This window comes from Citrobacter sp. CK181 (assembly GCF_030333595.1).
Taxonomy (GTDB): Bacteria; Pseudomonadota; Gammaproteobacteria; order Enterobacterales; family Enterobacteriaceae; genus Citrobacter_B; species Citrobacter_B koseri.
Window position 1 is genome coordinate 231,644 of record NZ_JAOWFN010000011.1, and the last position, 12,237, is coordinate 243,880.

The window sequence follows — 12,237 nt, forward strand, 5'->3', positions numbered from 1 at the left end:
TTTTGCCGGATGGCGGCTTCGCCTTATCCGGCCTACAGTAACGCACCCGTAGGCCTGATAGGCGTAGCGCCATCAGGCATTATGCCAGGGTTGTTTTCAGCAGATAAAGCGCGTTATCGGCGGAGAGGGTGGGGTTGTTAATACTGATGCTGGCGCGCGATAACGCCGCGCAGGCCATCGCGAAATTCGCGCTATCGCGAAAATCACTTCCCTCCAGAAAGCTGTAGAGCAACCCGGCCATGAAGCCATCATCCGCGCCGAAGCTGTCCACGCGGGTGTGAGGCGGCGGGGTGAGTAAAAACTGCTCGCCGTTTTTCTCGCTACAAAAGACCGCTTCATCTTCCAGGCAAACGAAGATTCGCTGTACGCCTTGCTGATGCAGGTCATTGACGGCCTGTACACGGTCGGCATCGGAACGCACCGCTTTTCCCCACAGAATCTCCAGCTCTTTTTGCGTGGGTTTTAACGTATGAATGCGTGAATACCAGGTCCTGATTTTTTCCGCTTTGAACTCTGAAACGGTATCAATAAAGACCGGGATTTCATCCGCAATGGTAAAGACCCATTCGATGGCTTCTGGCGTCAGGTTGCAGTCCGCCAGCACCACGCCAGCGTGACGGATCAGATCCCGCGAGCTATTCAGCAACTGCGGCGTCAGCTGTTGCAGAATGTGGGTGTCGTTAATCGCCAGCACTGTCTCTTCCTGCTGGTTGGCGATGGACAGATAGGTTGAAGTGTTATGCCCATGCAGACGGATACAGCTGGAGATGTTCACACCAGCCTGACGAGTCTGCTCCAGCAGCGTTTCACCATAAAAGTCGCTACCGACCGCAGAGAGCAAATGCACATCGCGACCCAGTAGCGCCAGATTATGCGCAATATTGCGCCCCACGCCGCCAGCAGAACAGTGAATGCTGCCAGGGTTGGAAGCCGCCTGCGGATAATGGATATCCGCCACGCCGCGAATATCCATATTGATCGCCCCGACCACCACGCAATACTCCTGCTCGGTGAGGATATAGCCTTTGCCTTTGATCATCCCTTTGCGCATCAGATCCATAATATGGGCCGCCACGCGTGAGCGACTGATCTGCAAAATATCAGCGATTTCATTTTGCTGAATGAGCGGATTGCGGCGCAGGATCTTGAGGATCTGCTTTTCCCTGTCGTTCATCATTACGCAACCACCTTTGCCGTTTGCTGCGCTTTCAGCCAGGCAATCTCTTCTGCCCAGATATCCGGGTTGATGGTTTCCAGAATCAGCGGAATACCGTCAAAACGATCGTCCTGCATAATCCAGCGAAATGCATCATGACCAATGTTGCCTTCGCCCAAACTGTGGTGACGGTCAACGCGGCTGCCAAAGGCGCTTTTCGCGTCGTTCAGGTGCATGCCGCGCAGGTATGTAAAGCCCACAACACGCTCAAAGTCGGCGAATGTTTTTTCACATTCGCCGGTGGTACGCAGATCGTAACCGGCCGCGAACGCGTGACAGGTATCAATACAGACGCCCACGCGGGACTTATCGTCCACGCCGTCGATGATGGCGGCGAGATGCTCAAACCTGAATCCCAGATTGCTCCCCTGACCCGCAGTGTTTTCAATGACTGCCGTGACCCCTTGGGTTTTCTCAAGGGCAATGTTGATCGACTCTGCAATTCGCGCCAGACATTCCTCTTCCGGGATTTGCTGTAAATGGCTACCCGGGTGGAAATTGAGCAGCGATAGCCCCAGTTGCTCACAACGCTGCATTTCATCAATAAACGCATCGCGCGATTTTTCCAGCGCTTCGCTGACAGGGTGCCCGAGGTTGATCAGATAGCTGTCGTGGGGAAGGATCTGCGCAGGCGAATAGTGGTATTTCTCGCAGGCGGCCTTAAAGTCATCAATGATTTGGGCAGTGAGCGGCGCGGCGCGCCATTGACGCTGATTTTTCGTGAACAGCGCAAATGCGGTTGCGTCAATTTCTGCGGCGCGAATTGCAGCGTTGGCTAACCCGCCAGCGGCGCTGACATGCGCTCCGATATATTTCATGGAAGACTCCTGTTAAACCCGCTATACACATTATTCTTCAGGTTTGAATAATGTCGTGTATTCGAAAAAAATACTCTCCAATGATAGCGGGTTAACAGGGGCAAAATGTAGTGCTTTATGCGATAAGATGGTGAATCAGTACGTTAATCACGCCGCCGCCAACAATCAGCCAGACAAACAGCACCAGCGCCATCAGTAACGGTTTCGCCCCGGCTTTTTTCAGCGCGCTGACGTGCGTTGTAAGACCCAGCGCGGCCATTGCCATCGCCAGTAGAACCGTATCCAGCGTAATCAACATGTTTACCACCGCCTGCGACAGCAGATGGAACGAGTTAACGATTGCCACTACGATGAACAGCACCGCAAACCACGGGATGGTGATTTTGCTTTTCTCCGCGCCCGTCGCCGGAGAAAGTTGTTTCACACGGGCGGCCAGCAGAATCAGAAACGGCGCCAGCATCATTACGCGCAGCATTTTGGCAATCACCGCGGCGTTTTCCGCGTCCGGGTTAATGGCGTGTCCGGCGGCAACGACCTGGGCTACTTCATGCATGGTCGAACCAATATAGATGCCGTAGGTTTCCGGGCTGAACCAGTGCGCCAGTAGCGGATACATTGCCGGGTAGAGGAAGATTGCCAGCGTACCGAAAATCACCACCGTCGCGACGGCCACCGTAACTTTACTGGCCTCCGCTTTAACGACGGGCTCCGTTGCCAGCACTGCCGCCGCTCCGCAAATGCTGCTTCCGGCGCCAATCAGCCAACTGGTGTGCTTGTCCAGACCAAACACTTTCTGCCCGAGGAAACAGGCGAGTAAAAAAGTGCTGGAGAGCGTCAGTACATCAATCACAATCCCGCTGACGCCCACGTCTGCAATCTGTGAGAAGGTGAGGCGAAACCCGTAGAGAATGATCCCCAGGCGTAATAGATGTTGTTTAGCGAACAGCACGCCGCCGTCACAGCTTTTCCAGATTTGCGGATACACCGTATTGCCGATGACCATTCCCAGTAAGATGGCTAAGGTGAGGGCGCTGAACCCGGCTCCCGCGACGGCTGGAATAGATCCACCCCACAGGGCGGCCCCTGTGATAACTGCGCTCAGGGCAAGCCCCGGTATAAAATGCCACACTGTACGATGGTGATTCTGTAAGGTGAGTTCTGTCATAACCTTCTCCTCTATATGGGTAAAATGTTATGGCGAACTGGTTTAAAAATAAAATTGATTATATATTTATAATTAATCTTTATAAGTGGTAAGCGACGGCCTGCCAGTGGAAAACAACAATGCATATCACGCTACGACAACTAGAAGTTTTTACTGAGGTGCTAAAAAGCGGCTCGACGACCCAGGCATCTGTCATGCTATCGCTGTCGCAGTCGGCCGTAAGCGCGGCATTGACCGATCTGGAAGGTCAGCTTGGCGTACAGCTATTTGACCGCGTCGGGAAACGGCTGGTAGTCAATGAACACGGGCGCTTGCTGTACCCGCGCGCGCTGGCGCTGCTGGAGCAGGCTGTCGAAATTGAGCAACTGTTTCGGGAAGACAACGGCGCAATCCGCGTTTATGCCAGTAGCACCATCGGTAATTACATCCTGCCTGCGGTAATTGCCCGTTACAGGAAAGACTTTCCCGATCTGCCGCTGGAACTTAGCGTGGGCAACAGCCAGGATGTCATTACGGCGGTGCTCGATTTTCGGGTAGACATCGGCCTGATTGAAGGCCCGTGCCACAATACCGAGATTATTTCTGAGCCGTGGCTGGACGATGAGCTGGTGGTGTTTGCCGCACCGTCCTCGCCGTTGGCGCAAGGGCCGGTAACGCTTGAACAACTTGCCGCCGCGCCCTGGATACTGCGCGAGCGCGGTTCCGGTACGCGTGAGATTGTTGACTACCTGTTGCTTTCGCACTTGCCAAAATTCGAAATGGCGATGGAGTTGGGTAACTCCGAAGCGATCAAACACGCCGTGCGTCATGGTCTGGGCATCAGCTGCCTGTCGCGGCGGGTTATTGAGGAACAGCTTCAGGCGGGAACGTTGAGTGAAATCGCGGTGCCTTTGCCGCGCCTGGTGCGAACCTTGTGGCGAATCCACCATCGCCAGAAACACCTTTCCAATGCCTTACAGCGTTTTCTGCGCTACTGCGAATAAGCGTCCTTTGCCGGATGGCGGCGTAAACGCCTTATCCGGCCTACAAACTCAACGCTTTTGCCGGATGGCGGCGTAAACGCCTTATCCGGCCTACAAATTCAACGTTTTTGCCGGATGGCGGCGTAAATGCCTTATTCGGCCTACAAATGTCGATCCTGTAGGCCTGATAAGCGTAGCGCCATCAGGCGAATGTCTTAACGTCTATCCGATCTACACTTTACTTATAATCCGCGGCCAGTCATGAAGGTCTCTTATAACTGCGCATTTGTGCCGGAAGGATGGCGTTTCGTCTGCTACAATCGCGCCTCATTTTTTGGATGGATAGCATTTTCACATGGTTTCCGAAACTAAAACCACAGAAGCGCCCGCGTTACGTCGCGAATTAAAGGCGCGTCACCTGACAATGATCGCCATTGGCGGTTCCATCGGTACGGGTCTTTTCGTTGCATCTGGTGCAACCATTTCTGCGGCGGGTCCAGGCGGCGCGCTGTTTTCTTATATCCTGATCGGTCTGATGGTCTACTTCCTGATGACCAGTCTCGGCGAACTGGCGGCGTATATGCCGGTATCCGGTTCATTTGCGACTTACGGTCAGAACTATGTTGAAGAAGGCTTTGGCTTCGCGCTCGGCTGGAACTACTGGTACAACTGGGCGGTGACCATCGCCGTAGACCTCGTGGCCGCACAGCTGGTGATGAACTGGTGGTTCCCGGATACGCCGGGTTGGATCTGGAGTGCGCTGTTCCTCGGCGTGATCTTCCTGCTGAACTACATCTCGGTCAGAGGCTTTGGCGAAGCAGAATACTGGTTCTCGCTGATCAAAGTGGCGACCGTCATTATCTTTATCATCGTGGGCGTCATGATGATCGTCGGCATCTTCAAAGGGGCGCAGCCAGTGGGCTGGAGCAACTGGACGACCGGCGATGCGCCGTTTGCCGGGGGTTTTGCGGCGATGATTGGCGTAGCGATGATCGTCGGCTTCTCCTTCCAGGGGACGGAACTGATTGGTATCGCGGCGGGTGAGTCTGAAGATCCAGAGAAAAACATTCCGCGCGCGGTGCGTCAGGTATTCTGGCGTATCCTGCTGTTCTATGTGTTCGCGATCCTGATTATCAGCCTGATTATCCCGTATACCGACCCGAGCCTGCTGCGTAACGATGTGAAAGACATCAGCGTCAGCCCGTTCACTCTGGTGTTCCAGCATGCGGGTCTGCTTTCCGCTGCGGCGGTAATGAACGCGGTTATCCTGACGGCGGTGCTGTCTGCGGGTAACTCCGGGATGTACGCGTCTACCCGTATGCTCTATACCCTGGCCTGTGACGGTAAAGCGCCGCGTATTTTCGCGCAGCTGTCACGCGGCGGCGTTCCGCGTAACGCGCTGTATGCGACGACGGTAATCGCGGGGCTTTGCTTCCTGACGTCGATGTTTGGCAACCAGACGGTATACCTGTGGCTGCTGAATACCTCCGGGATGACGGGCTTTATCGCCTGGCTGGGGATTGCCATCAGCCATTATCGTTTCCGCCGTGGCTATGTGTTGCAGGGTAACGATGTGAAAGATCTGCCGTACCGTTCTGGATTCTTCCCGCTGGGGCCGATCTTTGCGTTTGTGCTGTGTCTGACCATCACGCTGGGTCAGAACTATGAAGCCTTCCTGAAAGACACCATTGACTGGGGCGGCGTAGCGGCAACCTATATCGGGATTCCGCTGTTCCTGGCTATCTGGTTTGGCTACAAGCTGACAAAGGGAACGCACTTTGTTCGCTACAGTGAAATGCACTTCCCGGAGCGTGTGAAGAAATAACCTGATGCCTGATGGCGCTGCGCTTATCAGGCCTACAGGAGCAACATTTGTAGGCCGGACATCCGGCAGGTAAAATAAAAAAGCCCCGACATTCATCATGCCGGGGCTTTTTGTTGTACTGAACTTAGAAGTTATAAGTCAGGCCAACCGTGTAACGACGACCGTCGAGAATGGTATCGTAAGTCTCGTAATCGATCTGTTTGTCCAGAACGTTATACACGCCCGCAGTTAACAGCAGATTTTTGTACGCGTAATAACGCACACCAACATCAACCTGCGTATAAGACGGCGTTCCCTGGGCCATTGAAGTACGGCTCAGGTATTCGGAGGTCTTGCCGCGGAAGTTCAGACGGCTCCAGAAGCCAACATCCTGCGTTGCCTGCCAGTCCAGCGTGGTGTTGAACATATGCTTCGGCATTTTATTCAACGGCTTGCCAGAGAACTGGCCGCTTTTCTGCTCAGATTCGGTATAGGTGTAGTTCGCCGTCCAGTTGAGATCGCGGGTGATCTTCCAGCCAAAGGTGGACTCCACGCCGCGCATGTTGGCTTTATCAACGTTGACGCGATCGCTGACAAAGTCGTATTTCTCACCACCAATAGTACAGGCCGGATCTGAACTGCTGTTGCAGCGGCGCACTTCAGTTATCTTATCTTTGAAGTCGGTATTGAACAGCGTCACGCCAGCGTTAAGGTTATCTCCGTTATCCCACAGCAGACCCAACTCTTCGCTCAGGCTCTTTTCTGGTTTCAGGTCTGCGTTACCGACAATAATACCGTTCAGACGACCGCCGCCGGTAATCTGTCCCCAGGTCGGGGAGGACTGGCGCAGATCCGGTGCGCGGTAGCCCGCAGAGACGCCGCCTTTTAAGGTCCACTGATCGGTAAGATGCCATACGCCATAGCCACGTGGCGTCCAGTTGTCGCCATAGTTTTCATCTTTATCCATACGGATACCGCCGGTCAGCGTAAAGCTGTCGGTCATCGCCCACTCATCTTCAGCAAACAGCGCCCAGCTCCAGCGGGTCAGCTTGTTCACGTCTTCGTAGGCTTTTAACTGGTTGCCGTTATCGCTCAGTTTCTCGTAACGATACTGTCCACCTAATGTCAGGGTATGCGCGCCGAGGAAGATCTGGTTCTGGTTATTAAAGATGGTGTTGTAAGACTTCATCTGGCGACCAGGGTTGTTGGTCTCTTCCTGCTGAATGTAGCTGGTGGTGTTGAAGTCGTCGTAATAACCGCTGTGGGTTAAGGAATAAGTGGTGTGCTCATAGCGGTTTTCGCTTTTGCTGTTTGGCTTACAGCTACCGTTGCGGCAGCTTTCTTCTGCCATTGACTTGCCTGGAGTACTGTCGCGATCCTGCAATTCACGCGCGATGTCGAAGTCAAAATCGTTTTTATCATCCGGCGTAAAGTTAAGCGTTAAAGCCCCGTTGCGCAGGCGCTGCTCATTGTAGCCATTGACGATTTTGTCTTCCGCACGGCGAGAGAGCAGCCCGGTCACTTTCGCCCCCAGCAATCCGTCAATCAGCGGGCCGGACGCATAAGCGTTGGTCTGGTACAAATCACCGGAGTCCCTGTCTTCCTGGAAGGTGGCGTCGCCATGCAGGGAGCCGGTCCAGCCTTTCGTGTTGGACACTTTTTTGGTGATCACGTTAATGACGCCGCCCATCGCATCTGAACCGTAAAGCGATGACATTGGCCCGCGAATAACTTCAATACGCTCGATCGATTCCAGCGGCGGCAGCCAGCCTTGCTCGATCCCGGAGTTATCGCTGTTCGGACGCGTGCCGCGCGTGCTGATGCGCTTACCGTTGACCAGGAACAGCGTGTATTGCGAAGCCATCCCGCGGATGCTGATATCGCTACTGCTGCCGCCGCCGGTAACGACGACTCCGGGCACATCTTTCAGCGCATCGGTGACATCGCGATAGGCTTTGTCTTCGATCTGCTGTTTGGTGATAACGGAGATAGACGCGGGGGCGTTCTGGATTTTCTGCTCAAATCCCGTGGCGGTTACAACGACGGTGTCCTGATCGGCAGCATAGACGAGCGATGGGAGACACGCTGCGCATACTGCGGCAGCGATAGCCTTAACGTGAGGTATGGTCATTTTTGTCATTCCATTAAATGAGTAAAACTGCGAGCCATGAAAAAAAGGCCATGACAACGGTATGTATTTGTCTTTTAAGTACTCTTTGCGGTGAATAAGCGGGACGAATTGTACAAAAGAATGAATATTTGTAAACACAAATGATAATTGAAATCATTTGTGTTTATTTGTTTTTCACGGAAAGGGATTTCAAATCAATAAGATGGCGGATCGTAAATGTGAGGGAATTTTGAAGAAAAAATGGAGAAATGAAGGATGAAAAGGAGGGCAGATACCCTCCGTTGTTACGTTATGGCAATAGATTATCGTTTTTTACAGACGATGGAGACGAGAAAGTAGCGCCAGGGAGAGCGTGGTTAATAAAATAGCGATGAAGGCGTAAATATAGACGCCAGACCATTCCCAGCTATTTTTCACCAGAATGACCGGTACGCCGGCCATTGCCGCGCCAACATAACTGAATAATCCCCGGAAACCGGTAATAGAACCCGCAGCATCTTTGTGAGTAACGTCCAGGCAGCCGACGGCAAAAAGCATATGCGGCCCGTACAGTGCAAATCCCATGATGGTGAAAAGTACGGCGGTGATGGTGTAAGAGGTATCCTGCACCAGTGGGATAAGCACGATGCATACGCAGAGCATTAAGGCGAAAATTAACCCCGTCATCCAGCGGTTGCTTTTAAACATAAAGTCTGACAAATATCCGGCCAGCAGTCCCCCTGCCAGCCCGCCAGCTTCGAACCACGAGATAATGGAGTTTGCTTTAATCAGGCTCCAGCCGTGTACCTGCGAGTAATAGATTTGCGGCCAGTCATTGAGAATAGTGCGCGCAATATACACGGACATATCTCCCACGATGATGATCCATACCAGTGGGTTGGTCAGAATGTATTTAACGAACACCTGCCAGAAGCTCAGATTGACCGGGCTGGCTTTTACCTGTGCAAGCTCGGTAGGGTCGTTACGCCATTCGCCGACATTGGGTAGCCCGAGGGTGCCGGGACGATCCTGAATCGTAAACAGCGCGACGACCCCCATCAGAAGGGAAATGACTCCAGGGACATAGAAGCCCATTTTCCAGCTGCCGCTAAAGGCAATGGCGAAGCTGGTGAGCAGCGGGGCAAGGCTGCCGCCAATGTTATGCGCTGCTTCGACGATTGCCCACCAGCGCCCGCGTTCGTTTTTTGAGAACCAGGAGGCCATAATTTTCGCCATTGGCGGGAAGCTGGTGCCCTGGAGAATCGCATTGAGGCTGTACAATACGTAGAACGCCGCGACGCTATCGGAAAAGCCAAAGAGAATATTGACGATGCCGACGCCAATCAGCACCGGGCCGGTCATGGCTTTAGGGTTAATTTTATCAACCAGCATGCCGCCAACAAACTTCATGGAACCATAAAGAATGTAAAAAATGGAGGACATGATGGCGAAATCTTCTGCGGTTAGCGACGTATCCGCCAGCATGGCTGGCATCGCAGCAGAAAAGTTTTTACGGGTCAGATAGAATACGGCATAAGAGATAAATACCGAGGTGATGATCTCTGTGCGAAATTTTTTATAAGTATGATCAATCTCTTTTTTCGCGTTCATAACAGGCCGATCGGCCTGACTGAAAATAAATGCTTTTATGTTCATCGTGAGTTTCCCTTCCGGCGACGGAAATGTGGTTATAATTCATCTTCAATAAAAAACAGAAGTGATTCGAATCCATGAAAATTAATCTGGTGATGGATTGTTTCTCTGACAACGGGTTTTGCCCGCCACGCGATACCGGTTCCCGCGTACGTTAGCATCGGCAGATCGTTTGCGCCGTCGCCGCAGGCAATAATGTTGTGTACAGCGAGGTTGAGTTGTGTTGCCAGCGCAGAGAGCGTTTGCCGCTTTTTCCCGGCATTCATGATCGGGAAGGTAATATTGTCCGTCAGGACGTTATCTTTTATTTCAACCGTGTTGGAAAATGCGTAGTCGAGCTGATACTTTTCTTTCAGTCGTTGGGTAAAAATATCCAGACCACCGGAAATAATGGCCGTTTTAAACCCTTTGTTTTTCAGTACCGGCAACATAGCGGCAAGGCCGGGGGAAATTGTCATTCGATCGCAAACGGCATTGAGGACATCACAGTGCGTGCCTTTTAACATGCGAATACGGCGGGTAAAACTGGTGTCGAAATCTACTTTCCCTTCCATCGCCTGTTGGGTCATCTCCGCGATTTGCGCAGAGATGCCAAGCGTGTGAGCGATTTCATCCACGCCTTCCTCTTCAACAAACGTTGAGTCCATATCAAATGCAATCAGTCCCTTTGTGGGGATGCTCTGAGGTTTGACAAAAAAATCAAACTGCAATTGCAGTGATGCAGCGCGTAATTTCTGATAAATAGCCTGCGTCAGCATTTCATCGGGTAGCGTAAGTTTTAAATAATCCTTATTGATTAATGCCAGATGCCGACGCTCTAATAAATAATGACATTGCATTGCGTGAGAACGAAGAAGATCATTATATAACCACGCCTGAAGTTGCTCTGTGTTTGTTGATGTGACGAAGTAAGTTATTGCCATCATGTTGCTCCTTTACATTGCACTTTATTATAATGGGCGGCGTTTGTTTCTTGTGCGTCGTGCTATCACAGATATGAATGTTAAAGAAAAGATAAAATGGTATTGTTTTTAATACCTGATAATGAATAAACATGAAAAGTATCATTTTTAATATGTTGATTACGGTATATTATCGCCATCCCACCCTGCGCTTTTTTTAGGAATACATATATAAAAATGGAAAGTTGCGTTGATATATTCAAAATTGTGATAGGTCCATCCAGTTCAAGAACCGTGGGGCCAATGCGTGCGGCTTGCAATTTCATTTCGCAGCTAAAACGGCAGGATACGCTGCCGTTACTCAGGAATATTGAAATTGAATTGTTTGGCGCATTATCGTTAAGCCGTAAATGTCACAATGTTGATGCCGCGCTTTATCTGGGGTTGCTGGGAAATCAGCCGGAGAAGGTGGATTTACGTATGCAACTGACCGCCATCAGGCGTGCGGAAAATGACGGTATGCTTGACGTGCCAGCCCCGGCGAACAGTACGGTGACAGTGGCGGTGAAAATTATTGCAAATCACCATGCGCATCCTGGACATCCTTATGCGATGACCTTTCGCGCCAAAGATGATTACTTTACGTTATACGAGGAGACGTGGTTTTCGACCGGCGCCGGGCAGGTACGAAAATACGGTGAGTCTGCGCCCGTGGCGACAGATCAGACACGCGCCTCTCCCTTTGCCTTTCGCAATGCCGCGCAGTTGCAGACGCTGTGCCAACGCAACGGGCTTTCCGTTGCGGCGCTGATGATGAAAAATGAGCTGAACAGCCATTCTCAGCCCTCATTACAGCGCTATTTAACGCAGGTCTGGGAGGTTATGAAGCAGGCCGTTCACCGTGGCCTGCATACCGAAGGGTTGCTTCCCGGCCCTTATCAGATCCCGCGTCGGGCCTGCGCATTGCATAAATCGTTGTGTATGAAGCCTTCGGCAGCGGATTTTCTGACGACCCTGAACTGGGTTAACGTGTTTGCTATTGCCGTGAGTGAAGAGAATGCGGCAGGCGGGCAGATTGTCACGGCGCCGACGAATGGCGCAAGCGGCATTATTCCGGCGGTACTAAGCTGGTACGATAAGTTTGTTTGTCCGCTGGACGCGGGCGCCATCACCCGTTTTTTTCTTACGGCAGGTGCCGTCGCGCTGTTGTTTAAACAGAATGCGTCGATTTTAGGATCGGAAGTGGGATGCCAGGGGGAAATCGGCGTCGCATGTTCGATGGCGGCGGCAGGGCTGGCGGAGCTGATGGGCGCATCCGTCGGGCAGGTATTAAGCGCTGCGGAAATTGCGATGGAGCACCATCTGGGGTTGACCTGCGATCCGGTTGGCGGGCAGGTGCAAATTCCCTGTATAGAAAGAAACGCCATCTCTGCCGTAAAAGCCATTAATGCGGCGACGATGGCGATGAGCCGCATCAGCGAGCCCTGTATTTCTCTGGATGAAATTATTGCCGCCATGTATGAAACCGGCAAAGACATGAGCGCAAAATATCGCGAGACTTACCACGGATGCCTCGGAAAAATTCAGCCAAGAAAAAGGTGCTAGTA

At 52.2% G+C, this 12,237-nt stretch carries 9 protein-coding genes; 3 read left to right on the top strand and 6 right to left on the bottom strand.

Annotated elements, in window-relative coordinates; translation table 11 throughout:
* Nucleotides 1-79: 79 nt before the first annotated feature.
* The 3 genes from OGW17_RS05225 to OGW17_RS05235 form a co-directional block, all read right to left on the bottom strand.
* Nucleotides 80-1,174 carry a sugar kinase gene (locus tag OGW17_RS05225; protein ID WP_047463977.1) on the bottom strand — a complete coding sequence of 365 codons (1,095 nt, stop codon included), beginning with the start codon at nt 1,172-1,174 and terminating at the stop codon, nt 80-82.
* A gap of 2 nt (nt 1,175-1,176) precedes the next feature.
* Entirely contained in the window at nt 1,177-2,034 is an 858-nt protein-coding gene (gene nfo / locus OGW17_RS05230) for a deoxyribonuclease IV (protein ID WP_071258993.1), read from the bottom strand.
* 115 nt (nt 2,035-2,149) lie between these two features.
* Nucleotides 2,150-3,199 (bottom strand): YeiH family protein, encoded by a 1,050-nt coding sequence (locus tag OGW17_RS05235; RefSeq protein ID WP_071258990.1) that lies wholly within the window; start codon nt 3,197-3,199, stop codon nt 2,150-2,152.
* A 119-nt stretch (nt 3,200-3,318) separates the two neighbouring features.
* Here OGW17_RS05235 and yieE point away from each other — a divergent pair, with 119 nt between their 5' ends.
* Nucleotides 3,319-4,182: a DNA-binding transcriptional regulator YeiE gene (gene yieE / locus OGW17_RS05240; RefSeq protein ID WP_012131605.1), complete on the top strand. Its 864-nt coding sequence runs from the start codon at nt 3,319-3,321 to the stop codon at nt 4,180-4,182.
* 334 nt (nt 4,183-4,516) lie between these two features.
* Nucleotides 4,517-5,986 (top strand): lysine-specific permease, encoded by a 1,470-nt coding sequence (gene lysP / locus OGW17_RS05245; RefSeq protein WP_012131607.1) that lies wholly within the window; start codon nt 4,517-4,519, stop codon nt 5,984-5,986.
* A gap of 124 nt (nt 5,987-6,110) precedes the next feature.
* Here lysP and OGW17_RS05250 read toward each other — a convergent pair whose 3' ends face one another.
* From OGW17_RS05250 to serB, 3 genes are all read right to left on the bottom strand, one after another.
* Nucleotides 6,111-8,096 (bottom strand): ligand-gated channel protein, encoded by a 1,986-nt coding sequence (locus OGW17_RS05250; RefSeq protein WP_024130173.1) that lies wholly within the window; start codon nt 8,094-8,096, stop codon nt 6,111-6,113.
* 312 nt (nt 8,097-8,408) lie between these two features.
* Nucleotides 8,409-9,731, bottom strand: coding sequence for an MFS transporter (locus OGW17_RS05255; protein WP_012131609.1), 1,323 nt, complete (start codon nt 9,729-9,731; stop codon nt 8,409-8,411).
* Between the two features lie 32 nt (nt 9,732-9,763).
* The gene (serB, locus tag OGW17_RS05260) at nt 9,764-10,651 is read right to left on the bottom strand and encodes a phosphoserine phosphatase SerB (protein ID WP_071258987.1); all 888 of its coding nucleotides are present in this window, start codon (nt 10,649-10,651) and stop codon (nt 9,764-9,766) included.
* A gap of 216 nt (nt 10,652-10,867) precedes the next feature.
* On the opposite strand from serB, the gene OGW17_RS05265 reads away from it, so the two are divergent.
* Nucleotides 10,868-12,235 carry an L-serine ammonia-lyase gene (locus OGW17_RS05265; RefSeq protein WP_072025320.1) on the top strand — a complete coding sequence of 456 codons (1,368 nt, stop codon included), beginning with the start codon at nt 10,868-10,870 and terminating at the stop codon, nt 12,233-12,235.
* Nucleotides 12,236-12,237: the final 2 nt, after the last annotated feature.

Coding starts and splice junctions, on each gene's coding strand:
- OGW17_RS05225 (WP_047463977.1), bottom strand. CDS start 1,174: ATGAACGACAGGGAAAAGCAGATCCTCAAGATCCTGCGCCGCAATCCG.
- nfo (WP_071258993.1), bottom strand. CDS start 2,034: ATGAAATATATCGGAGCGCATGTCAGCGCCGCTGGCGGGTTAGCCAAC.
- OGW17_RS05235 (WP_071258990.1), bottom strand. CDS start 3,199: ATGACAGAACTCACCTTACAGAATCACCATCGTACAGTGTGGCATTTT.
- yieE (WP_012131605.1), top strand. CDS start 3,319: ATGCATATCACGCTACGACAACTAGAAGTTTTTACTGAGGTGCTAAAA.
- lysP (WP_012131607.1), top strand. CDS start 4,517: ATGGTTTCCGAAACTAAAACCACAGAAGCGCCCGCGTTACGTCGCGAA.
- OGW17_RS05250 (WP_024130173.1), bottom strand. CDS start 8,096: ATGACCATACCTCACGTTAAGGCTATCGCTGCCGCAGTATGCGCAGCG.
- OGW17_RS05255 (WP_012131609.1), bottom strand. CDS start 9,731: ATGAACATAAAAGCATTTATTTTCAGTCAGGCCGATCGGCCTGTTATG.
- serB (WP_071258987.1), bottom strand. CDS start 10,651: ATGGCAATAACTTACTTCGTCACATCAACAAACACAGAGCAACTTCAG.
- OGW17_RS05265 (WP_072025320.1), top strand. CDS start 10,868: ATGGAAAGTTGCGTTGATATATTCAAAATTGTGATAGGTCCATCCAGT.